Source organism: Devosia sp. Soil_C_22 (assembly GCF_057657195.1).
In genome coordinates, this window is record NZ_JBDGIY010000001.1 from 40,402 (window position 1) to 63,615 (window position 23,214).

Genomic DNA, 23,214 nt, shown 5'->3' on the forward strand with positions numbered 1-23,214 from the left:
CTCAACTGGCCACGCTTGCGGTGGACGTTTGGGTTTATTTTAAGCATTTTCAAGCCGTTGCACGCCGATGCGGGCTACTGCGCACTTATATCCCCGACGACATTGATGCTGGCCGAGCGTCGATTATACTTTTGGGGGAATTTCAATGAGATTTGCCGCGTCCGTGCTGGGCATCACCGCCTTGATGAGCACGTCTGCCCTTGCCGCTGATCTGGTGCTCTATGATCCGGTCGATACCGTTCCCGAAGTCGCCTACGATCCGAGCTACGACTGGACCGGCTTTTATGCCGGCGTCAGCGGCGGCCTTGTCGTCGGTGATTCTGCCCTCGAGCAGGAGGCGCTTGTCCCGACGCCCGCCACCTACGCCAAGACCTACGATCCGTCGGGCGGCTTCCTCGGTGTGCATGCGGGCTACCTGTTTGCCCTCGACAACGGCATCGTCTTTGGCCTCGAGGGCGACTGGCAGTGGATGGAGGCTGAAGGCGAGCTGGCGCTGGATGGTCCTGGCCCGGTCGGCGTGAGCTTCACCGGCACCTCGACGCTCAATTCCATGGGCTCGATTCGCGGACGCCTCGGCTATGCGGCGGACCGGACCCTGTTCTACGTCACGGGCGGCTTCGCCGTCGCCGACTATGATTACTCCTACGGCCCCAATATCGTCGGCGTTTCCAACACCGCCGGCAATTTCGACGCCAAGGGCTACACCGCCGGCGTTGGCGTGGCGCAGGCTTTCACCGACACCATCATCGGCCATGTCGAATATCGTTATTCCGATTTCGGCACGCTCGACATCGACGGTGATCCGATGAACCCGGCCGATCCGGCCGGTACCCTCGATCTGAAGACACACGATATCCGGGCCGGCATCAGCCTGAAGTTCTGAGCTCGCACGGCATCAGCAACATTGGGCGCCTCTCCGAGCGGGGGGCGCCACGGCTTTTGGGAGACGCCGGAGAATGAGCGAAATCGAAGCGGTCAAGCAGGTCCTCTCCACCGCCTTCTTCATTCCTGTCGCATCGATTGGGGACGACGACCTGATCAGCTCGCTCAAGGGCATGGACAGCCTCTCCTTCGAAGGCCTGATCCTCGAGCTCGAAAATCTCGCCGGGCGCGAGCCCGATCCGGTCAAGTTGCTGGAGGTCCGCACCGTCGCCGACCTCGCCGACCTCCTGCGAGACATGAAGCAGCAGTCGGCCGCGTGAGCCGGCTACCGCGGCTAGGGGGGAGCGGGGATTGATCGGCTCCGAGATCGCCAACCTGCTCTATCGCCTGGCCGACGAGCAGAGCGGTCGCAACGTCGAGATCGCGTTGGGGGGGCAGCGCTACGTCGTCATCCAGCATGCCGGCGACGCCGAGCACCTGCTGCGCACCAATGTCGCCAACTACGAGAAATCCATCGCCTGGCTGAGCCAGGCAATCGGACCGTCGCGGCTGACGGAGAATGGCGAGGCGTGGGAATCGCGCCGCAAGCTCACTCAGCGCCATATCGCCAAATGCGACCTGGAGCGGCTGTTCGCGTTGGGTAGCAAACATGGCAAACACGGCATCGCCGCCTTGCTCGAGCAGAGCGAGGCCGGCGGGCAGCGCATGGATGACGGGCTGTTTCGCCTCGTCACCAGCGGCGTGATGGTCGAAACCCTGCTCGGCCGGACCTGGGCCGATTTCGGCTTCACCACCTACGAGGAGATTTCGCAGGTCCTGCAATATGCCGTCGACTATTCCTTTTCGACCGCCGGCTACGCGTTCGATCCCACCGGGACGCGGTTGCCGATGAGCCGGGAGCGCACGAGCGATTTCTTTGCCACCCGACGCTTCATCATGGAGCGGCTGAGTTCGATACGGCCGACCATCACCGCCGACGATCCGGTGCTGTGGGACCTGCTGCAGCACGAGGCGGTCGATCCGACCTTTCGGCTCGAGCATGAGATCCTGATGCTGCTGACGGCCGGCTCGGAAACCTCGGCCGCGGCGATCGGGTGGGGCTGCTACCTGCTGGCGCGCGAGCCGGAACTGCAGGAAGAGTTGCGCGCCGACGTGCAGTCCTTCTGGCGGTCCTCCAACCCCAACCTCGCCGGATTGCAGCAGCTGCACCGCTTCCGCGGCTTCGTCGCCGATGCGCTGCGAATGTTCCCACCGGCTCCGGTCACCGCGATCCGCGCGCTCGGCGAAGACAGGATCAGCGATCGCCCGGTTGCTCAGGGCGACACCATGTTCATTTCGCTGGTTGGCCTCAACCACGATCGGGCGGTCCGGCCGGACCCCTGGCGCATCGAGATCGAACCGCCAGCCGGCGCCGGTCGCGGCGAGACGATGACCTTCTCGCTCGGCCCGCGCATGTGCAGCGGCCGGCATTTTGCCACCACCGAGGTCATCACCGCGCTGGCGGTCTTCCTCGACCGGGCGCGGTTCGAGCTGACTTCGACGGCGTCGCCCGACTTTCTCTGGTGCTTCAGCCTCAACCCCCGCAATGGCCACCCGGTGCGGGCAATCCGGCTTTGAAGAGGACAGCGACATGCAGCCCAAGAATCGCAGCCTGAAGCTGCCGCCCGGCCCGATGCCTGCCGCTTTCCGCCGCCAGTCGCCGGCGGCGCGGCCGATCCTGATCGACACGCCGAATTACCGCCTGCGCAGCCTGACCGTCGACGACGCCGGACCGGAGCTGCAACGCTGGCTCGGCGACGACGACATGCTGCGTGGCGCCAACTTGCCCAAGGTCGACTGGACAATGGAGCGGCTGCGCGGCTTCCTCGCGGCCTACGACAACCGGGCGCGCTACGCCATCGGCGTCTATCCCAGAGACCGCAATGAGCTGATCGGCATGTTCACCATCGACGTGAACCTGCAGCACCGCCGCGGCATGCTCACCACCGCGCTGATCGACCGGGCGCACTGGGGCACCGACGTCGTGCACGAAACCATACTCGCCCTGATGCAGCATATGCTGCAGCACCGCGGCCTCGACAAACTCTCGGTCGGCATCCTCGCCACCAACCGGCGCATGATCTATCACCTCATGCGCGCCCCGCTCTTCCCCTTCGAAGGCCGCCTGCGCCAGGAAGTCCTCACCCCCCAAGGTAAGCGCGTCGATCTCCTCATCTTTGCCGCGTACAAGACTGAAGCCGGCTAAAACAGCCGCCGTATCCCCGCTCAATCAATCGATGCCAGGTCCCCTGCGCCAACCTGAGCGTCCACGAGCCGCCTTCCTGCGGCGATGATCCGGCACGTGCGACGGACTGCGTTCGGTACCCCTGCTTCGGCGGGCACATTCCACATCGTGGAATTTGTGCACGCAAGTTTTTACAAATTACCCGACTTAGGCTTTGTCTCGCGCCGATCGACAAGGAGCGAACGATGCCTGATGCAATCCGCCTGGTGGAAGCCTTTCAGCTAGCGTGGAAACCAGACAGCCCGCGGACCGCCAACAGCGCCTGGGTGCGTGTCGAGCTGGAGTCCGGCCTGGTTGGCTATGGCGAGGCGTCGCCGATGATGGGTGGCGAGCACTCCATAGACATCATCAATCGCTATGTCGCGCCCAACCTGATCGGCGCCGATCCGCTGGATCATGCGGTCATCTACGACAGGGCCCTGCACCGGCTGGTGAAGCTCGGGCCGGAAGGCGCGCTGACCGGCGCCTTGGCGGCGGTCGACCTCGCGCTGTGGGACTTGAAGGGCAAGCTGCTCGGCCAACCCATCTACAAGCTGCTCGGTGGCGCCTGGCGCACCGAGCTGCCCTTCTATTCCTCGGTCGGCGGCAACCAGGATACCACCGTCGAAGAGACCGTGGCGCGCGTGGAGCGGCGCTGGCGCACCGAGCAGCCCGCCGCCATCAAGGTGCGGCTCGACGGTGACCGGACGCGGCAGGACCATGACCTGCCCACCGACATCGCCAAGGTGCGTGCGGTGCGCAAGCTGGTGGGCGACGACCTGCCGCTCGCCTTCGATGCCAACAACCAGTACTCGATCAGCGGCGCCATGCGCATGGGCCGCGTCCTCGAGGATCTTGGATACGCCTGGTTCGAGGAGCCCGTGCAGCACTATGACGTGCGCGCCATGGGCGAGGTGGCCCAGCGGCTGGATATCACCGTCTCCGCCGGCGAGCAGAGCTACACCACGCAGGCCCTCGTCGATCTGATCCTTGCCGGCGTGCGGATGGTTCAGCCCGACATCATCAAGATGGGCGGCATCACCGGGCTGATGCAGTGCGCAGCGATCTGCTTCGCGCACGGCGTGGAATTCGTTCCGCACCAGACCCAGCCGGGGATCGGGCACATGGCCAACCTGCACGTGCTCTCGAGCGTGATGCACATGACCAAGCCGGCTGAGTACGCCGACGCCTCAGGCCGCTCGGACGTCGCATTCACCCACCCGATCGGGCCCGTCGACGGCAAGTTCAAGCTGTCCGAGCGGCCCGGCCTCGGCTTCGAATTCAATGAAGCAGAGATCGCGAAGCGTCGGGTCTGATCCTGACGCTTCGCGGATAACCAGCGCATGGAGGAACCAATGGCGCTCACTAGACGTGCATTTCTGGCAACCGCCGGTGCCATGGGGGCCGCCGCAGGCCTCGGCATCACTTCGTCCGCCGGACAGGACGCCAATGTTATTCGCATGGCCCTGGCCGTGAACGGGCTGAACGGCCTCAGCCCGCAGCAGCCGGGCACGGTCGGCGCGGACAACTGGGTCATGTTCCAGATGTACAACATGCTCGTGAAGCCGCCGGATGGGAACTACGCCAACCGGCCGGAAGACTTCCAGCCCTCACTGGCCGAAAGCTGGGAAAGCACCGAGGACGCGCTCACCTGGACCTACAAACTGCGCCAGGGCGTGCAGTTCCATAAGGGCTATGGGGAGATGACGGCCGAGGACGTGCTGTTCTGCTACAACCGCCAGCTGAACCCGAACCTCGTCACGGTCAACAAGCTCTATTTCCAGAACATCGAGACGATCGAGGCGCCCGACCCGTACACCGTAGTGATCAAGCTGAAGCGCCCGGATCCGATGTTCAACGGCTCCGTGGCCTCTACCCTGTCGGCCGGCATCATGAGCAAGAAGGCATTCGAGGAGAAAGGCGACAGCTTCAACTTCGACCCCATCGGCACCGGCGCCTACCAGCTCGAGAGCTATAGCGAAGAAGGCGGCGCCATGCTGACCGCCTTCGCCGATCACTTCGGCGACAAGGCCGTGACCGAAAAGCTGAACATCAGCTTCATCGCCGACACCACCGCCCGCACGCTGGCCTTCGCTTCGGGCCAGATCGACATGATTGACGGCGTGCGCTCGCCGGGCTGGATCGAGTCGATGCAGCAGCGCTCCGCCGACACGGTGTTCGACGTGACCTCGCCGGGCTCGTTCAACTTCCTGCACCTCAACCTGACGCGTAAGCCGCTCGACGACATCCGCGTCCGCCAGGCTATCCGCTACGCCATCGACAGCTCTGCCATCGCGCAGGCTTATGGCGCCGTGGCCAAGCCCATGGTCGGCCTCATCGCCAGCCAGTTCGAGGGTTCGGTGACCCGCGAGGAACTGCCGCCCGAGCTGCAGTACAACTACGACCCGGAGAAGGCCAAGGCCCTGCTGGCCGAAGCCGGCCTGTCTGGTGGCGTGACCATCCCCTGCTATGTCAGCCAGCGCGAAGACTACCAGACGATCATGCTGATCGTGCAGGAGCAGCTGCGCAATGTCGGCATTACGCTCGAGATGCCGATCATCGACCACAACACGTTCCACGCGGACAATCGCAACGACAAGAACGCGATGCCGCTGAATTCGACCAGCTATCCGCCGCTGCCGATCAACGTGTTCACCCAGCAGACTTCGGCGGCCGCCTGCGTCAAGCCAGATGGCACCGGCGGTGGCAATTACAGCCACTACGGCGTCGTCATCCCGGGCATCGACGACCTGCTGGCCAAGGCGCAGAACGAGCCGAGCTTCGAGGCCCGGGTGGAGACGTTCAAGGAGATCGAAAAGAAGATCCTGACCGACCTGCCATGCCTTGGGATGATCACCCTGGGCTACGTGGTGGCCCGCAATCCGCGCGTCGACCTTGGCTACGACGTCGTCTCGGGCGGAGCGGCGTGGCCGCTCTATCGCGCCCGCCGCGTGAGCTGAGGCACTGCCGCGCGTCGCCAGCGACGCGCGGCTTCCCCCTCACGCGCGATGTCCGGAACGGATCAATGACCTATGGCACGTAATCTCCTGATGAGGCTGCTGGACGCGGTTCCGACAGTGTTCCTCGTCCTGCTTCTCGTTTTCTTTGCCATGCGCATCCTGCCCGGCGACCCGGCGCTGGCGGCGCTGGGCGACATGGCGACGCCGCAGCAGCTGGCGATCCTGCGCGAGCAGATGGGGCTGAACGATCCCCTCTGGCTGCAGTTCATCAACTTCGTCACAGGCGTGCTCACCCTCGATTTCGGTACGTCCACCTCCAATGGCCGCGCCGTCATCGATCTCATCGCCTACAACCTGCCCTTCACCATCGAGCTGACTATCGTCGCCATGCTGATGGGCATCGTCGCCGGCGTGCCGCTGGGCGTGGTCGCGGCCACCAACCGCAACAAGTGGCCCGACGCCAGCGTCCGCGTCTTCTCGCTGATCGGCTATGCCATTCCCGACTTCTATCTCGGCGCGCTGCTGCTCATCGTCTTCGCGCTGAACCTCGGCTGGTTCCCCATCAACGGCGGTGGCGTCGGCTTTGCCGATCGCATGTACCACGTGTTCCTGCCCGCAGTGACGCTGGCGCTGGTCAAGGCCGCCTTCATCGGCCGGCTGACCCGAACCTCGCTGCTCGAGGTGCTCGGCAAGGACTTCATCCGCACCGCCAAGGCCAAGGGCGCCAAGGATAGTCGCATCATCTACCGGCATGGGCTCAGGAACGCGCTGCTGCCGATCACGACGGGTCTCGGGCTGAGCCTGTTGGCGACGCTCTCCGGCTCGGTTGCCATCGAAATGGTCTTCAACCGGCCCGGCGTGGGCAAGCTCCTCGTCAATGCTATCGCCGAGCGCGACTACGCCGTGATCCAGGGCGGCGTGGTCGTGTTCGCCATGTTCGTGGTGGTGATCAACCTGATCATGGACCTCGTCTACATCGTGGTTGATCCACGCATCCGGGTGCAATGATGACACTAGTGACCGAAACCGGCCCCGCGCTCCCCGCGCGTCCGACCCCTCTGCGGCAACTGCTCAGCATCGTCACGGCCCGGCCCGGCACCATGGTGGCGTGCTTCATCATCCTGGCCTTCGCGCTAGTCGCGGCATTTGCGCCGCTGCTTGCGCCGTATGATCCGCTGGCCCAGTCGATGCTGAAGATCAACGGGCTGCCGAGCGCCCAGCACTGGCTGGGCACCGACCAGTTCGGGCGCGACGTGCTGTCGCGCATGCTCTACGGCTCGCGCAACTCACTGCTGTTCGGCCTGATCTCGCCCTTCTGCGCCGCGATCATCGGAACCGCGCTGGGCGTCGTCGCCGGCTACTTCGGCGGTGTTCTCGACCGCATCATCTCCCGCGTCGTCGACCTGCTGCTCGCTTTCCCCGAACTGCTGCTGGCCATCCTGATCGCCGCCGTTCTCGGCGGTGGGTTCTGGAACGTCATCTTCGTGATCACCGTGGCGTTCGTGCCCGGCTTTGCCCGCGTCGCCCGTGCGCAAACCCTGGCAGTGAAGCAGGAAGCCTATGTGGAAGCGGCGATCTCGGTCGGCGTGCCGACGCCCGTCATCATCTTCAAGCACATCGTGCCCAACATCGTGGCGCCTATCGTGGTTCTCGCCATGCTCTGGGTCGCCTCCGCCATCCGCCTCGAGGCCTCGCTGAGCTTTCTCGGCATCGGCACGCAGGCGCCGAACCCGAGCTGGGGCAATATCATCCGCGATGGGCTGAACAACATCTTCGGTTCGTCCTGGCCGATCATCGGCGCGGGCGCCGCGATCACGCTGGTCGTCCTCGCCTTCAACCTCATCGGCGATGCCGTGCGCGATGCGCTCGATCCGTCCACGAGCTCGGAATAGGAGGGCGGGAAATGAACGATATCAATGCCGGCGCCGCACAGGGCGCATCCGCTTCTGTCCCCGTGCTGAAGGTCACCAACCTCAAGACCGCATTCCGGACTTCGACCGGATGGACCCAGATCGTGAAGGGCCTGTCCTTCGACATCGACCGGCGGCAGACGCTGGCCGTGGTCGGTGAATCCGGCTCGGGCAAGAGCGTTACGGCGCTCTCGATCATGCGGCTGCTCGATCCCGCATCGAGCCGTATCGAAGGCTCGGTGCAGCTCGACGGCCAGGAACTCATCGGCCTGCCGGAAGCGCAGATGCGCCACATTCGCGGCCGCCAGATCGGCATGGTGTTCCAGGAAGCGCTGACAAGCCTCAATCCACTGGTCAGCGTCGGCAACCAGATCGCCGAGGTGCTGACCATCCATGGCCAGATGTCGCAGGATGCGGCCAAGGCTGAAGCCATACGACTGCTCGACCGGGTCCGCATTCCCGCTGCCGCGATAAGGGCGCGGGACCTGCCGATCTCGCTGTCGGGCGGCATGAGGCAGCGCGTGATGATCGCGATGGCGCTTGCCTGTCGCCCCAAGCTGCTGATTGCCGATGAGCCGACCACGGCGCTCGATGTGACCATCCAGGCGCAGATCCTGCAGCTGATCAAGGAACTGCAGCAGGACGAGGGGATGGGCGTCCTCTTCATCACCCACGACATGGGCGTGGTGGCCGAGATCGCCGATCGCACCGTCGTCATGCTGGGTGGCGAGGTGGTCGAGCAAGGAAGCACGGATGATATCTTCGCCGCGCCGGCAAACCCCTATACGCGCAGCCTGATCGCGGCCGTGCCGCGGCTCGGCAGCAAGCCGGCCAGCCAGCCCCAGCATTTCCCGATGATGAACCGGACGACCGGCGAGCTCGAGATAGCGCCCGTCCGCAGCAACAGCGTGGTGCACGATGCCGAGCCGGTTCTGTCGGTTCGGAACCTCGTCAAGCGCTACGATGTCTCCAACGACTTGTTCGGCGGCGTCAAGGGCCGCGTGCATGCGGTCGAGAATGTCAGCTTCGAGATCAAGCCGGGCGAGACGCTGTCGTTGGTCGGCGAATCCGGCTGCGGCAAGTCGACCACCGGACGCGCCATCATGCGTCTGGTCGAACCGCAAAGCGGCACGGTTTCGCTGGAGGGGAGTGACATCCTCGGGCTCGACAAGGCCCGCATGCGGGACATGCGCCGGCATATCCAGATGATCTTCCAGGATCCGTTCGCGAGCCTCAATCCGCGCCTGCGGGTGGGCGAGGCCATCGCCGAGCCGTTCCTCACCCATAAGCTCGGGACTACCGAGCAGGCGCGCGCCATGGTGGCCGACCTGCTGCAGCGCGTCGGTCTCGATCCGCAGGTCGCCAGCCGCTATCCGCAGCAGTTCTCCGGCGGCCAGCGCCAGCGCATCTGCATTGCGCGCGCCCTCTCGCTCTCGCCCAAGGTGATCGTGGCGGACGAGTCGGTGTCAGGGCTGGATGTGTCGATCAAGGCGCAGGTGGTGAACCTGCTGCTCGACCTGCAGGCCCAGCTCGGGTTGAGCTACCTGTTCATCTCGCACGACATGGCCGTGGTCGAGCGCGTCAGCCACCGCGTCGCCGTGATGTATCTTGGCGAGATCGTCGAGATCGGGCCGGCCGGCGCCGTGTTCGGTAGCCCGCAGCATCCCTACACCAAGCGGCTGATTGCGGCCGTCCCGATTCCTGATCCGGCGCGGCGGCATCAGATCCGCACGGCCGACAATTCCGAGATCAAGAGCCCGATCCGCAGCCCCGATTACGTCGTGCCCGAGCGCAGCTATCGTGATCTCGGGCAGGGTCATCTCGTGCAGGAATGGGGCACCGACTGGGCCATGGAACAACCACTGGCTGCCTTGCCCGCTTAGCTCGAGCAAGCCGCGGCGCTTGCCGGTAGGAGACGAAATGTCCGATGACAGCGACACTACACCTGAAGTGCGAACGGAGCGGGACCGGTCGGGCAATGTCCAGTCGGTAGAGCGGGCCCTGCGGCTGCTCGAAGCCATTGGCGAGGATGAGGACGGCTGCCGGCTGGTCTACCTCGCCGAGCGGACGCAGCTGTCGCCCTCGACCGCCCACCGCCTGCTGACGACGCTGCAGCGCCGTCAGTTCGTGCAGTTCGATTCATCGAGCGGGACCTGGCATATCGGGCGCCAGAGCTTCCTCGTCGGCTCGCGTTTCGTGCGGCACCGCAACTTCGTCTCGGCGGCATCGCCGTTCCTCCGCCGCCTGCGCGACGTGACGCGCGAGACCGCAAACCTCGGCATCATCGACGATGGCGACGTCGTGGTGCTGTCCCAGGTTGAGAGCCGCGAGGTCATGCGGGCGATCACCAGGGTCGGCGGGCGCGTGCCCATGGCCAATTCCGGCATGGGCAAGGCAATACTCGCGACCTTCTCGCCCGACGAGACAGCCAGCAACGTGGCTGTGCGTGGCATGCACCGCTATACGCACCGCTCGATCGTCCGCATGGCCGACCTGCGCGCCGACCTCGAGCAGGTGCGGCTGCGTGGCTACGCCGTGGACGACGAGGAATACCAGGTCGGTCTGCGTTGCATCGCCGCCCCGGTCTACAACGCGCACGCCGAAGTCCTGTGTGCGATCTCGGTGTCCGGGCTGGCTGTGCGCCTGACAGAGGACCGGGTGGAGCCCGTCGGGGAGATCGTGGCGCGGGTAGCGCGCGACCTCACTATCGCTGTCGGCGGGCACCTGCCGGCGGATCAGCCGGGCTGAGACGGCGGTCAGGTTTCCGCATCGTGGAAGCGTGTCATAGCGCGAAATAGTCCGCCGCCTCGAAAGCCCGCGCTTCGCGCGTCCCCTAGAGTGCCGGCCGTCCTGTTCGCAGTTGGACACATCAGGGAGGATGGGCGACATGAAGCGCCGTACATTTCTAGCAATCAGCGCCGCCGCGGGCACCGCCCTGGCGGCCGGTCAGGTCACTCGCGCGTGGGCGCAGGATCAGTCGGATACGCTGCGGGTGGCCTTCGCCGCCGGCGGTCCGCGCAACTTCGACGCGGCCAAGATCAACCAGGGCGCCGACGCCTGGACCATCAACCACATTCACGACCGCCTGGTGGCCGCCCCGCTCGGCCGCTACCCCAAGAGCCTCGACGAGCTGCAGCCCGCGCTGGCTACCTCCTGGCAGAGTTCGGAGGACGCCCGCACCTGGACCTTCCAGCTGCGCGAGGGCGTGCAGTTCCACAAGGGCTATGGCGAGATGACGTCGGAAGACGTCAAGTACTCGCTCGATCGCATGCTCGATCCCGAGCGTTCCGGCACTACCCGTGCGGTCTACGAGAACATCGAGGCTATCGAGCAGGACGGTCCGTATACCATCGTCTTCAAGCTCCAGCGGCCCGATCCGTTGTTCCCGGTCAGCTCGCTGCTCGGCTATCCGACCAACGTGATGTCCAAGAAGGCGATCGAGGAAAAGGGCGAGACCGCCATCGAGTTCGATCCCATCGGCACCGGGCCCTACATGTCCGAGAAGGTGCACGAGAATCCGGCGGATGGCATCACCGTCGCCGCGAATCCGGATTACTGGGGCGACAAGCCGGTGATGCCGCGCATCCACTTCAGCTATGTCGCCGACACCACGGCCCGCACGCTGGCGCTGCTCTCGGGCGATCTCGACATCGTCGAAGGCGTTCGCGCCCCCGGCTGGGTCCCCTCGCTGCAGAAGCAGGAACCCCGGCTCGGCTTCGACGTCTCGAGCCCGGGCAGCTTCTTTTCGATGCACGTCAACCTGCGCATCAAGCCGTTCGAGGACGTGCGCGTCCGCCAGGCCATCTTCTACGCCATCGACCGCAAGGAAATCGCCCAGGCGATGGCCCCGTTCGGTGCCGAGACCTATGGCGTCAACCCGCCGAGCTTCCTCGGCGCTTTCACTGCCGAGACGATCCCCGACGATATCCGCTACGATCTCGACATCGAAAAGTCGAAGGCGCTGCTGGCCGAGGCCGGCATCGAGAACTTCACCTTCGACGCCTACACCTCGCAGCGTGAGGATTATTCCTCGATCGCCCTGATGATCCAGGAGCAGCTGCGCCGCGCCGGCATCACCATGAACCTGGCGGTCAAGGAGCACACGACATTCCACGCCGATCAGGTGGCCGGCACCAACTCGCTGTCAATGCTCTCGGCGGCCTTTGCTCCGGTGCCGACGGTGCCGCTGCTACAGTACCTGTCCAAGACCAGTGCCGCCGATGGCGGGCAGAATCTCAGCCGCTATGGCCTCGAAATGCCGGGCATCGACGACAAGATCGAGGCCGCGCTGTCCGAGCCGAACCTCGACAAGCGTCTCGAATTGGTGCGCGAGGCAGAGGCCCAGGTGCTGCGTGACGCGGTCTACCTGCCGATTTGCACGAACGGCTTCCTCATGGTCCGCGGCGTCGGCTGTGAACTCGGCTACGAAGTCGAGTCCGGCGGGTCCGACTGGGACCTGAGCAAGGCCACCCGCGCCTGATCCAGAGCCGCTCCGGCCCGGCTGGGTTGGGGCGGCTTTTCTCGTCCGCGCCAGCGCACCGAACCCCTATCGTATCTGGAGTAACTACATGGCGTGGCCCACCACCGTCAGCCTTCCCCCGTCTCATGCGAGCGAGACCCAGTCGTGGGCGTTCGCCGAACTGGCGCGTGCGCTGAGCCGGCATGGCATCGCCATATCGGAAGATGCCGACTTCGGCATCTCGATCGTCCCGACGCCGCCGGCCGGGATCGAGGTCGAGCAACGGGCCGAGGCGTTCGCCATCGCCGAGACTGGATCGGGCCTCGCCATCTGGGCCTATGACGAGCGCGCGCTGGTCTATGCGGTCACCGAGCTCGCCGACCGGGCGAGCCACGCGAACCGGCAGGACAGTCTGTTCGGATCGCTCCCACTCTGCGAGGCGCCCTCCGCGGCGATCCGCTCAATGGCGCGACTGTTCTGCAGTGAGGAAGAGGACAAGGTCTGGTTCTATGACAGGAACCAGTGGCGCGCCTATCTCGACATGTTGGCCTCGAACCGGTTCAACCGGTTCTCGCTGACGCTGGGGATGGGCTACAACTATCCGGGCCACAATCTGTGGATCAACGACGTCTATTTCTACTTTCCCTACCCCTATCTGGTTGCGCTGCCCGGCTATGACATCGCTGTGTCGGGCGTCGATGCAGAAGAGCGTCGCCGCAACCTCGAGATGCTGCAATTCATCGGCGAGGAGACCGCCCGCCGCGGCATGGACTTCCAGCTCGCGCTCTGGACGCAGCGCTACGATTTCGACGATGTGCCGCGGGCCCGCCAGAGCGTGACCGGGGTCACCGACGAGAACCTCGCCCCCTATTGCCGCGACGCGATCACCGAGATCCTGCAGCAGGTGCCGCAGATCACCGGCATTACTTTCCGCGTGCACGTAGAGGGCGGCATTTCGGAAGGCGACTATGATTTCTGGCGTGTCGCGTTCTCGGGCGTCAGCGCCGTCGGCCGGCCGGTCGAGATCGACATGCACGGCAAGGGTCTCGATTTCGAAATGCTGCAGGTCGCCAAGCAGAGCGGCATGCCGGTCACGGCTTCGCCCAAGTACCTGGCCGAGCACATGGGGCTGCCCTACCACCAGTCCTCGATCCGCAACCGCGAGTACCCCAAGAACCCCAACCGTAGCGACCGCGAGCGCATCAGCAGCGGCTCGCGCAGCTTCCTGCGTTACAGCTATGGCGACCTGCTACGGCGCGACAAGGACTACAAGGTCCTGTTCCGCATCTGGCCGGGCACCCAGCGCATCCTGCTCTGGGGCGATCCGGTGCTCGCTGCCGGCTATGGCCGCAGCTCGATGTATGCCGGCGCCGATGGTGTGGAGTGGTGTGAGCCGCTGAGCTTCAAGGGCCGCATGGGCACCGGTATTCCGGGCGGCCGCTTCAACTACCAGCGGCAGGAACTCGCTCCCCGCTACGACTGGGAGAAATACACCTATCAATATCGCGTCTGGGGCCGGCTGCTGTTCAATCCCGAGGCGCCGCGCGACAGCTGGATGCGGCAGCTGCGGGCCGAATGCGGCGATGGGGCGGATGAGTGCGAGCGGGCTCTGTCGCTCGCCAGCCGTATCCTGCCGCTGATCACCCTGGCGCACGGGCCGTCCGCCTCCAACAATCACTACTGGCCGGAAATCTACAGCAATATCAGCCTGATACCGGGCAATAACGGCCGTGCCTATGCCTTCGACATCGAGGGCGAGGCGAGGTTCGGCAATGTCGTACCGTTCGACTCCGAGCTCTTCTCGAGCCCGCGCGAATATGCCGAGATGCTGCTGGCGGGGGCGGTCGACCATCGTTACTCGCCGCTCGACGTAGCGGACTGGCTCGAAGATCTGGCCGGCGGGGCCGAACATGCCCTGGTCGACCTCAAGGCGACCCGCGACTACGGCCGGCCGGCGGTGCAGCGGCTGGCCATCGATGCGGCGATCTCCGCCGGCCTCGGCCGGTTCTTCGCCGAGCGGTTCCGTGCCGCGGTCTACGCCGAGCTGTGGCTCGCAACGCACGTGACATCGCTGATCGAAACGGTGCTCGACTACGCCCGGCGCTCCGTCTCGGCTTGGGGAACCATCGCGGCGCTCAGCCGCGAGGTCTACCACACCGACCTGACCTATGGTCCGCAGAGCTGGATGCGGGGCTCCTGGCACTCGCGGCTCGAGGAGATACGGGCCGAGATACTAGACATCGAGGCCTCGCGCGGTGCGTTGAAGAACTATACCGGCGCGGGGCAGGGCAACACCACCGCCCCCACTGCCGAGGTGGAGCGGGCGCTGGAACTGCTGGCCCACCGCAGCCCGGTGGAGAGCCGAAAGCTCGAGACGGCCACGTCCGCCCGGCTCGTCGCCGGTGAGACGTTCGAGGTTCGCGTGGAGGGCAAGTTCGACGCGGCGCCGACGCTGCATTTCCGGCACGTGAACCAGGCCGAACGCTGGTCGCACGCGGTGATGGAGCCGGATGGTGAGGGCTACAAGGCCAGCGTCCCGGCCGCCTACACCGACAGCGACTACCACTTGCAGTACTTCGTCAGTGCCAGGGCCGGTGGCCTGTCCGTCATCTCACCGGGGCTCGATGCCGACCTCGCCAATGAGCCGTACCACACGGCGCTACACGGCTAGCCGAACTGTCGCCGGGTCCCTTCCTCTCGGGAGGGTTTTTTACGACTGCGGCCGCTTGACAGGACCCGAGGGGCCACCTGACGTGCTGCCGCGCTGCAATCGGTTGCGGCTGCGCACCAGGTGCGTGCGCATCGCCTCACGGGCTCCCTCTGCATCGGCGCCGGCGATGAACTCGACAATCGCCGCATGATCGGCGCGGACCTGATCCGGGAGGTCGTCCCCGTCGCCCGAAAAACTCCAGATCATCTCCAAGGTCATCAGGATGTGCTGCTGCAGGGAAAGCACGGTATTGAGGTAGAACGGGTTCCGCGATGCCTCCGCCACCGCCAGGTGGAACCCGAAATCCTCCTCCGGGGTGAGCGGGGCCTTGCGCTCTATCCTGCCGGTCGAGACGAGGGCGCGCAGCCGTGCGACATCCTGTTCGGTGCGGCTGGCTGCTGCGGCTGCCGCCACTTCGCTCTCGATCCCCTCGCGAAAGTGCAGAAAGGTCTCGATATCGCCGAGGCTGCGAATTTGCGGGAAGTGCAGGGCCGGCAACGCCGCGGCTTCCGGCTCCGCCAGCACGTAGCTGCCCGATCCCTGGCGCGACGAGATCAGTCCCTCGTCCCTGAGCTTTGCCAGCGCCTGCCGGACGACTGGCCGCGAGGCACCGAAGCGTTGCGAGAGCTCGCTCTCGGTCGGCAGCCGGGAGCCGCCCGGCCACTCGCCGCTCCTGATCAACTCGCGCATCTCGCGGTGCAGGACATCACCGAGCGTGGGCGCGCGCACGAGGCCGCGCAAGTCAGCAACATCAGTCCACTTCGGCAACGTCTGCCCCGGTCAGCTAGCAACTTCACGTCGCTTCGACCTCTAGCATGGTTCGGGCCGCCAGGGCTGCAAAAGTCGTCGCGGCACCTCACTCATGCGGCCGGACAGGGCCCGCAGGAGCCTCGGAAGATAATCTCGTTGGCGATATGGAGGCGCACTGACACGTTTGGGCTGATGCGCATGTTCAGCCGGTCATCGAGCAGCCGCATGCACGCCGCCCCGACCTGCTCGCCGTCCATGCCGACGGTGGTCAGCTGGGGGACGACCTGCACGGCAACCTCGTCGTTGCCGAACCCCACCACCGACACGTCGCGTGGGATCTTGTAGCCGAGGCGCAGCAGCTCGGAGACGACGGTCAGCGCCAGCCCGTCGCGCGCGCAGAAGAACGCGGTGGGCTTGAAGCCGGTCTTGAGCAGCGCCGCGAAATGGTCCGCAAAGTCCGCCTCGGGCTCGAAGATCAGCTCGCGGAGTTCGGCGTCGGGCACCTGCTCGAGCACTTCGCGCATGCCGTTGGAGCGCTCGACCCGCCCGCGATATCCGGGCTGCCCGTGGACGTAGACGATGCGCCGATGGTTCAGCGATAACAGGTATTCGGCCACGGCAGCCCCGGCCTCGTGGTCGGTGCCGCTGACATTGTCGGCTTTTTCGAGCGACGACACCCGGCCCTGCCGCACGACGGGTTTGTTGAGGGCACGGGCAGCGGCGAAGACGGATGGCTCGTGGGGTCCGACCAGAATGAGTCCGGACGTCTCCTTGAGCGCGCGATCGATGTCGGCGGCGCTGTGCGTCCAGTTGATCGTGGTGCGATAGCCCCGAGACAGTGCCTCGCGCTCGATGCCCTGGTGCAGCTTCAGGTAGAAGCGGCTGTTGATGTAGTCCGTGTCGTGAAAGATCACGCCAATCCGAGGGATGTCCCGTTCCGGCGCCGGAATGTATCCGAGATCCTCGGCGATGGATTTTACGCGGGCGCGTGTTTCCTCGCTGACCCCGCTCTTGTCGGCCAGAGACCGCGAGACGGAGTACTTACTGAGACCGGTCACCTGCGCGATCGTGGAAATTGTTACTTTTTTCGACGCTGCCACCTAACGCACCTAACCTCCCTTGTCTCCCGATACCCGCTCGATTCCGCACGGGGTCAGCCATTGCTAGCCCACATTAGGTCTTAGTGTCCCGCGGAATCTGAGTGTAGCCGGTCCTTCAAACCTAACACTTTACCTAACATTTCTTGCTTGAAAGGCTTAGAAAAAGCAAGCGAGCAGGCATAGCCCGAGAGGAGGAAATGTGGTCAGGCTGAGTAGAAGGTCGTTTATTGCCGGAGCGTCGACGCTAGCGGCGGGCGCGTATCTCACCCGAGGCGCCGTGGCTCAGGAGCTGGAGGCCAAGGTGTTTGCCGATCAGGTGGCGTCGGGTGCTCTGCCGCCCCTGGCCGAGCGGCTACCGGTCAACCCACTGGTCATCACCCCGCTCGAGCGCCCGGCCGCCTATGGTGGCACCTGGAACAACGCGCTGGTCGGCGGCGGGGGCTCGCATGTCATCGTGCGCTGCCAAGGCTACGAGCCGCTGGTGCGCTACAATCAGGATTGGACCGGCCTCGTCGAGAACACGGCTGAGCATTTCGAAGCCAATGCCGACGCCACCGAATTCACTTTCCAGCTGCGCAAGGGTCACAAGTGGTCGGATGGCGTCCCGTTCACCACGGCAGACGTGCAGTTCTGGTACGACGCCTGTTTCGCCGATCCCGAAAGCATGACCGGAGGAAACTCGTGGTGGTTCGTGAACGGTGAGCCGGGCACGGTCGAAGTCATCGACGAGCAGGTCTTCAAGGTCAAGTTCCCCGGCCCGAACGGCTTCTTTGCCCACCAGCTCGCCTGGGCGCAGCAGGACCAGATCACCCGCACACCCAAGCACTATCTCGAAAAATTCCACATCCGCTACAACCCGGATGCCGACAAGCTGGCCAAGGATGCCGGCCTCGAGGGCTGGGTTGCGCTGTTCCAGCGTGAAGTGGGCTTCGCCGACGACACGGTGTTCTACCAGAACCCGAACCGGCCGACGCTCAATGCCTGGTCGTTCGCCAATGAAGGTGGCAGTGCGCCGGGCCAGAATACCGAGCAGGCGGTCGCCGTTCGCAACCCTTACTATTTCAAGGTCGATACCGAGGGCAGACAGCTGCCCTACATGGATCGCGTCGTCTACCAGCTGGTGGCCGATCCGCAGGTGCTGCTGCTGAAGACGCTGCAGGGCGACATCGACGTGATGGACCAGTACATCGCCACGCCGACGAACAAGCCGGTGCTGTTCGATGGCAAACAAGCGGGCAACTACGACTTCTACACGCTGACCGAGACCGCGGCCAACGTGATGGCCTTCCAGCTGAACCTGAACCACCCCGATCCGATCAAGAACAAGCTCTTCAACACCAAGGAATTCCGCCAGGCCCTGTCCGTCTCCATCGACCGGCAGGCGCTGATCGACGCGGTGTTCGTGAGCCAGGGCACGCCGGCGCAGGCTTCGATCCGCGAGGGCGATCCGCTCTATAACGAGCGGCTGGCCAAGGAGTGGACCGAGTACGATCCGGACAAGGCCAGTACGATGCTCGATACGCTGCTGCCCAACCGGGACGGCGATGGCTGGCGCCTCGATGAAAGCGGCAAGCGCTTCACCCTCGTGTTCGAACTCGACCAGACGCGCACCACCTTCGTCGACATGTTCCAGCTGGTCATTCCGATGTTCCAGGCCGTGGGTATCGATGCGCAGGTGCGCTCGATGGACCGCTCGCTGTGGGAAACGCGGGTTCGCCAGAGCCTCGATTTCGACGCGACCGCCCACCAGTTCGGTGCCAATAGCGGCGTCGCGGCAATGCTCGACGCCCGCTATTTCGTGCCGACCATTGCCACGAGCTCGCTGTTCGCCCGAGGCTGGTCGCTCTACTACTCCGACCCCACCGATCCGGAAGCGATTGAACCGCCGGCCGACGTGAAGGCCCAGCAGGACCTCTACCGGAAGCTGCTCGCTTCGGCCGACCCGGCCGAGCAGAACACGCTGATGGCCCAGCTGCTGGAGAACGCCGCCGACCTGTTCTTCACCTTCGGCGTCAGCCTGCCGCCCGACAGCTACGGCGTGGTGCGGAACAACATGGTCAACGTCCCGACCACCATGCCCAACTCCTACGGCTGGCCGACCCCCGGGCCGGCACGCCCCGAGCAGTTCGCCAAGGCCTGAGTTGAGCACCTCGCCTGGCCGGCATTCGATCCGGCCAGGCGGTCCCGAACCGACGAACGCGAGCCATGCTTCGATACATTCTCAGGCGCATCGCCTACATGGTGCCGACCTTGATCGGCATGTCGATCATATCGTTCCTGATCATCCAGCTGCCGCCGGGCGACTACCTGACGTCCATGCTGGCCACGATGGCCGATAGCGGTGTGTCGGTCGATCAGGCGCTGGTCGCTCGCTATCGCGAAATCTACGGCTTCGATGACCCGATCTGGATCCAGTACTGGAAATGGATCAGCGGCATCCTGTTCCGCGGCGATTTCGGCTATTCGTTCGAGTGGAATCGCCCGGTCCGCGATCTGATCGGGGAGCGCATGGGCGCGACCCTCGGCGTTTCGGTGCTCGCCCTGCTGTTCGTCTGGGCCGTGTCCCTGCCGATCGGCATCTATTCGGCGGTTCGCCGCCACACCTTCGGCGACCACTTCTTCACGCTGCTGGGGTTCCTGGGCCTCGCCATCCCCCACTTCATTCTCGCGCTCGTGCTGATGTACGTAGCCTACCGCTACCTCGGCATGACGGTCGGTGGCCTGTTCTCGCAACAATACATCGACGCGCCGTGGAGCTGGGACAAGTTCGTTGACCTGCTGAGCCACATCTGGATCCCGGTCATCATCATCGGAACCGGCGGCACGGCGGCGCTGATCCGCATCCTCAGGGCCAATCTCACTGACGAGCTGTCCAAGCCCTATGTCGTGACCGCCCGGGCCAAGGGACTGCCCGAGCATCACGTCATCCTCAAGTATCCGCTGCGTATAGCCCTCAACCCGTTCGTGTCCTCGATCGGCTGGGTGCTGCCCGAGCTCGTCTCCGGCGTCACCATCACGGCGATCGTTCTCAACCTGCCGCTGGTCGGACCGCTGCTGTTCCGCGCGCTGACCGTGCAGGACATGTACCTCGCCGGCAGCATCATCCTGATGCTGGGCGTGCTGACCCTCATCGGCATGCTGATCTCGGACCTGCTGCTGATGGTCATCGACCCCCGGATTCGTTTCGCATGACCGCCCACACCTTCATCGACAACGACATCGACACCGCGCCATCCTTCACGCAGCTGCGCAGCGATCGCGGAGCCGCCAAGGATGCGATCGCCGGCCCGTGGAAGCTGTTCTGGTACAAGCTGTCGAAGAACCGCGTCGCCCTGGCGGCGGGCGTCGTCGTCCTGCTGTTCTATTTCGTGGCGCTGTTCGCCGAGTTCCTGGCGCCCGGTCTGCCCGATGCGGCAAAGCCCCAGTACACCTATGCGCCGCCTCAGCCGCTGCACTTCTTCCTGACCGATGCCGATGGGTCGACGCGCTTTGCTCCGCATGTCGCCGGCTACTCGATGGAGATCGACAAGGAGTCGCTGAAGCGCAACTACGTCGTCGATGAAAGCAAGATCGTGCCGGTCGGCTTCTTCGTCGAGGGTCCGGGCTATCGGCTCTGGGGCCTGATCCCGATGACGACGCATCTCATCGGGCCGCTCGACCCGCGCGATACGATGTACCTGTTGGGTAGCGACAAGCTCGGCCGGGACCTGCTGACGCGGCTGATCTATGGAACACGCGTGTCGATGTCGATCGGCCTCGTCGGCGTCGGCATCAGCCTGCTGCTGGGCATCGCGCTCGGCAGTATCGCGGGCTTTTATGGCGGCTGGATCGATACTTCCATCCAGCGGCTGATCGAGATCATCTCGTCGATGCCGACCATCCCGCTGTGGCTTGGCCTCGCCGCGGCCGTGCCGACCTCATGGTCGCCGCTCCAGGTCTATTTCGTCATCACGCTCATCATCTCGCTGCTGGCCTGGACCGGATTGGCGCGAGAGGTTCGCGGCCGCTTCTTCGCTCTGCGTCAGGAGGACTTCGTCACCGCCGCGCGGCTGGATGGCTCCAGCGAGGCCCGGCTGATCACGCGGCATATCCTGCCCTCGCTCACCAGTCACATCCTTGCCGTCGTGACCCTGGCGCTGCCCACCATGATCGTCGCCGAGACGGCGCTGAGCTTCCTCGGCATCGGCCTCAAGCCGCCAGTGGTGAGCTGGGGCGTGCTGCTGCAGGACGCGCAGAACATTCGCGCCGTCGCGACGGCTCCGTGGCTGCTCGCCTGGCCGGTGAGCGCCGTAGTGGCGACTGTCCTCGCCTACAATTTCCTCGGCGACGGCCTGCGCGATGCCGCGGACCCGTACGAGTCGTGACCATGACCAGCCCCGCCACCCCCGCGGTCGATGCCGCCGCACCGAACGCCGTCCTCGAGGTCAACGACCTGAGCATCGACTTCCGCCTGCGCACGCAGATCCTGCATGCGGTACGCAATGTCAGCTTCACACTTGAGCGCGGCAAGACACTGAGCCTCGTTGGCGAGAGTGGCTCGGGTAAGAGCGTCACCGCCCGCTCGCTGCTGCGGCTGGTCGACCATAACGGCACGATCACCGGCGGCAGCATCCTGCTGTCGCGCCCGGGCGAGGCGCCGCTCGATCTGGTTTCGCTGCCGTCGGGCGGACCCCAGATGCGCCGGGTTCGGGGTGGCCAGATCGGCCTGATCTTCCAGGAGCCGATGAGCTCGCTGTCGCCGGTCCATACGATCGGCAGCCAGCTCATCGAGGTGCTGCGGCTGCACAAGGGCATGACCCCGGCCGAGGCGCGCCAGCGTGGCATCGAGCTGCTCGACAGCGTGGAGATCCCGCGCGCCGGCGAGATGATCGACCGCTACACCTTCGAGTTCTCCGGTGGCATGCGGCAGCGCGCGCTGATCGCCATGGCGCTGGCGGCCGATCCCCAGATCCTGATCGCCGACGAGCCGACCACCGCGCTCGACGTCACCACGCAGGCCGAGATCCTCGATCTCATCAAGCGCATCCAGACCGAGCGCGGCATGGCCATGCTGCTGATCACCCACGATCTCGGCGTGGTGGCGGAGGTGGCCGACGACGTGGCGGTGATGCGCTTCGGCCGCATCGTCGAACAGGCGGACGTCGACACCATCTTCCACGGCAGCCGCCATCCCTATACGCGCCGGTTGCTCGACGCGACGCTCAAGCTCGAGAAGACCCGCGTTGTAGAGGAGGTGGTCGCCGAACCCGCCCCGCCGCTGCTCACAGTGCGCAACCTGTCCAAGGTCTACGGCGGGCGCTCAAGACTGTTCGGCAAGGCCGGAACCGGTCTCAAGGCCGTCGATGACGTGAGCTTCGAGCTGCGGCGCGGCGAAAATCTCGGCATTGTCGGCGAGAGCGGTTCGGGCAAGACCACGCTCGGTCGCATGCTGCTCCGGGTCGTGGAACCGACCGCCGGAGAGATCGAGTATCGCGATCGGACTGGTCGAAGCGTCGATGTTCGCAGCCTCGACCGCAAGCAGCTGCGGACGTTCCATCGCGACGCGCGCCTCGTCTTCCAGGATCCGTTCGCCTCGTTGAACCCTCGCCTGACCGTCCGCGAGATCGTTGGCGATCCGCTCGTAGTGGATGGCGTGAAGTCGGCGAGCGAGCGCGAGGCCCGCGTCGCCGAACTGCTGGAGCTCGTCGGCCTCGATCCGGCATCGGCCGAGCGCTATCCGCACGCCTTTTCCGGTGGGCAGCGCCAGCGCATCGGCATCGCCCGGGCACTCGCCCTCGATCCGCGGCTGATCGTGGCGGACGAAGCCACCGCCGCGCTGGACGTATCGATCCGGGCCCAGATTCTGGACCTGCTGCTGTCGCTGCAGCAAAAGCTCGATCTCAGCTTCGTCTTCATTTCGCACGATATCTCGGTCGTCCGGTATTTCTGCACCCGGGTCGCGGTGATGCACCGGGGCAAGATCGTTGAGATCGGCGATGCCGAGCAGATCTGCTCGGCCCCGCGCGAGGCCTACACCAAGCGGTTGATCTCGGCCGTTCCGCACGCCGACCCGCGTGAAAAGCGCATGCTGCATCGTGCGCGGGAGGCCGTGTGATGCGGCTCACGACGACGGAGAGCGCCATGCGGTAAATCGCGGCGCGCCAACCACCACCAACAGTCGAACACGACGCGCGTCGCGAG

18 protein-coding genes are annotated in these 23,214 nt (G+C 65.1%); 16 read left to right on the forward strand and 2 right to left on the reverse strand.

The window, feature by feature from the left end; genetic code table 11:
* The first annotated feature begins 145 nt into the window (after positions 1-145).
* The 12 genes from AC3A6I_RS00145 (at position 146) to AC3A6I_RS00200 (ending at position 15,145) form a co-directional block, all read left to right on the forward strand.
* A complete protein-coding gene (locus tag AC3A6I_RS00145; RefSeq protein WP_487540977.1) occupies positions 146-883 on the forward strand; it encodes an outer membrane protein in 738 nt (245 codons plus the stop codon).
* Between the two features lie 73 nt (positions 884-956).
* On the forward strand, positions 957-1,202 hold the full coding sequence (locus AC3A6I_RS00150; protein ID WP_487540978.1) for an acyl carrier protein: 246 nt from the start codon (positions 957-959) through the stop codon (positions 1,200-1,202).
* A 31-nt stretch (positions 1,203-1,233) separates the two neighbouring features.
* A complete protein-coding gene (locus tag AC3A6I_RS00155) occupies positions 1,234-2,499 on the forward strand; it encodes a cytochrome P450 (RefSeq protein ID WP_487540979.1) in 1,266 nt (421 codons plus the stop codon).
* A 13-nt stretch (positions 2,500-2,512) separates the two neighbouring features.
* The gene (locus tag AC3A6I_RS00160; RefSeq protein WP_487540980.1) at positions 2,513-3,127 is read left to right on the forward strand and encodes a GNAT family N-acetyltransferase; all 615 of its coding nucleotides are present in this window, start codon (positions 2,513-2,515) and stop codon (positions 3,125-3,127) included.
* 224 nt (positions 3,128-3,351) lie between these two features.
* On the forward strand, positions 3,352-4,461 hold the full coding sequence (locus AC3A6I_RS00165) for a mandelate racemase/muconate lactonizing enzyme family protein (RefSeq protein WP_487540981.1): 1,110 nt from the start codon (positions 3,352-3,354) through the stop codon (positions 4,459-4,461).
* Between the two features lie 39 nt (positions 4,462-4,500).
* Entirely contained in the window at positions 4,501-6,105 is a 1,605-nt protein-coding gene (locus AC3A6I_RS00170; protein WP_487540982.1) for an ABC transporter substrate-binding protein, read from the forward strand.
* Between the two features lie 72 nt (positions 6,106-6,177).
* A complete protein-coding gene (locus AC3A6I_RS00175) occupies positions 6,178-7,113 on the forward strand; it encodes an ABC transporter permease (protein WP_487540983.1) in 936 nt (311 codons plus the stop codon).
* On the forward strand, positions 7,113-7,997 hold the full coding sequence (locus AC3A6I_RS00180) for an ABC transporter permease (RefSeq protein ID WP_487540984.1): 885 nt from the start codon (positions 7,113-7,115) through the stop codon (positions 7,995-7,997). The genes AC3A6I_RS00175 and AC3A6I_RS00180 overlap by 1 nt, the downstream gene beginning before the upstream one ends.
* 11 nt (positions 7,998-8,008) lie before the next feature.
* Positions 8,009-9,898, forward strand: a complete 1,890-nt coding sequence (locus tag AC3A6I_RS00185; RefSeq protein ID WP_487540985.1) for an ABC transporter ATP-binding protein — start codon at positions 8,009-8,011, stop codon at positions 9,896-9,898.
* A gap of 37 nt (positions 9,899-9,935) precedes the next feature.
* Positions 9,936-10,763 carry an IclR family transcriptional regulator gene (locus AC3A6I_RS00190; RefSeq protein ID WP_487540986.1) on the forward strand — a complete coding sequence of 276 codons (828 nt, stop codon included), beginning with the start codon at positions 9,936-9,938 and terminating at the stop codon, positions 10,761-10,763.
* A 139-nt stretch (positions 10,764-10,902) separates the two neighbouring features.
* Positions 10,903-12,495 (forward strand): ABC transporter substrate-binding protein, encoded by a 1,593-nt coding sequence (locus tag AC3A6I_RS00195; protein WP_487540987.1) that lies wholly within the window; start codon positions 10,903-10,905, stop codon positions 12,493-12,495.
* A gap of 88 nt (positions 12,496-12,583) precedes the next feature.
* Positions 12,584-15,145 (forward strand): hypothetical protein, encoded by a 2,562-nt coding sequence (locus tag AC3A6I_RS00200; RefSeq protein ID WP_487540988.1) that lies wholly within the window; start codon positions 12,584-12,586, stop codon positions 15,143-15,145.
* A 39-nt stretch (positions 15,146-15,184) separates the two neighbouring features.
* Here the strand turns inward: AC3A6I_RS00200 and AC3A6I_RS00205 are convergent, their stop codons facing one another.
* Positions 15,185-15,952 (reverse strand): FadR/GntR family transcriptional regulator, encoded by a 768-nt coding sequence (locus AC3A6I_RS00205; RefSeq protein WP_487540989.1) that lies wholly within the window; start codon positions 15,950-15,952, stop codon positions 15,185-15,187.
* Positions 15,953-16,044: 92 nt separating this feature from the next.
* On the reverse strand, positions 16,045-17,034 hold the full coding sequence (locus AC3A6I_RS00210) for a LacI family DNA-binding transcriptional regulator (protein ID WP_487540990.1): 990 nt from the start codon (positions 17,032-17,034) through the stop codon (positions 16,045-16,047).
* Positions 17,035-17,233: 199 nt separating this feature from the next.
* Here AC3A6I_RS00210 and AC3A6I_RS00215 point away from each other — a divergent pair, with 199 nt between their 5' ends.
* The 4 genes from AC3A6I_RS00215 (at position 17,234) to AC3A6I_RS00230 (ending at position 23,128) form a co-directional block, all read left to right on the forward strand.
* Positions 17,234-19,174 carry an ABC transporter substrate-binding protein gene (locus AC3A6I_RS00215; protein ID WP_487540991.1) on the forward strand — a complete coding sequence of 647 codons (1,941 nt, stop codon included), beginning with the start codon at positions 17,234-17,236 and terminating at the stop codon, positions 19,172-19,174.
* Positions 19,175-19,239: 65 nt separating this feature from the next.
* Entirely contained in the window at positions 19,240-20,226 is a 987-nt protein-coding gene (locus AC3A6I_RS00220; protein WP_487540992.1) for an ABC transporter permease, read from the forward strand.
* Complete coding sequence (locus tag AC3A6I_RS00225; RefSeq protein WP_487540993.1) at positions 20,223-21,398, forward strand: ABC transporter permease; 1,176 nt, start codon at positions 20,223-20,225, stop codon at positions 21,396-21,398. The genes AC3A6I_RS00220 and AC3A6I_RS00225 overlap by 4 nt, the downstream gene beginning before the upstream one ends.
* Before the next feature lie 2 nt (positions 21,399-21,400).
* Complete coding sequence (locus AC3A6I_RS00230) at positions 21,401-23,128, forward strand: ABC transporter ATP-binding protein (RefSeq protein ID WP_487540994.1); 1,728 nt, start codon at positions 21,401-21,403, stop codon at positions 23,126-23,128.
* Positions 23,129-23,214 lie beyond the last annotated feature (86 nt).

Coding starts and splice junctions, on each gene's coding strand:
- AC3A6I_RS00145 (WP_487540977.1), top strand. CDS start 146: ATGAGATTTGCCGCGTCCGTGCTGGGCATCACCGCCTTGATGAGCACG.
- AC3A6I_RS00150 (WP_487540978.1), top strand. CDS start 957: ATGAGCGAAATCGAAGCGGTCAAGCAGGTCCTCTCCACCGCCTTCTTC.
- AC3A6I_RS00160 (WP_487540980.1), top strand. CDS start 2,513: ATGCAGCCCAAGAATCGCAGCCTGAAGCTGCCGCCCGGCCCGATGCCT.
- AC3A6I_RS00165 (WP_487540981.1), top strand. CDS start 3,352: ATGCCTGATGCAATCCGCCTGGTGGAAGCCTTTCAGCTAGCGTGGAAA.
- AC3A6I_RS00170 (WP_487540982.1), top strand. CDS start 4,501: ATGGCGCTCACTAGACGTGCATTTCTGGCAACCGCCGGTGCCATGGGG.
- AC3A6I_RS00175 (WP_487540983.1), top strand. CDS start 6,178: ATGGCACGTAATCTCCTGATGAGGCTGCTGGACGCGGTTCCGACAGTG.
- AC3A6I_RS00180 (WP_487540984.1), top strand. CDS start 7,113: ATGACACTAGTGACCGAAACCGGCCCCGCGCTCCCCGCGCGTCCGACC.
- AC3A6I_RS00185 (WP_487540985.1), top strand. CDS start 8,009: ATGAACGATATCAATGCCGGCGCCGCACAGGGCGCATCCGCTTCTGTC.
- AC3A6I_RS00190 (WP_487540986.1), top strand. CDS start 9,936: ATGTCCGATGACAGCGACACTACACCTGAAGTGCGAACGGAGCGGGAC.
- AC3A6I_RS00195 (WP_487540987.1), top strand. CDS start 10,903: ATGAAGCGCCGTACATTTCTAGCAATCAGCGCCGCCGCGGGCACCGCC.
- AC3A6I_RS00200 (WP_487540988.1), top strand. CDS start 12,584: ATGGCGTGGCCCACCACCGTCAGCCTTCCCCCGTCTCATGCGAGCGAG.
- AC3A6I_RS00220 (WP_487540992.1), top strand. CDS start 19,240: ATGCTTCGATACATTCTCAGGCGCATCGCCTACATGGTGCCGACCTTG.
- AC3A6I_RS00225 (WP_487540993.1), top strand. CDS start 20,223: ATGACCGCCCACACCTTCATCGACAACGACATCGACACCGCGCCATCC.
- AC3A6I_RS00230 (WP_487540994.1), top strand. CDS start 21,401: ATGACCAGCCCCGCCACCCCCGCGGTCGATGCCGCCGCACCGAACGCC.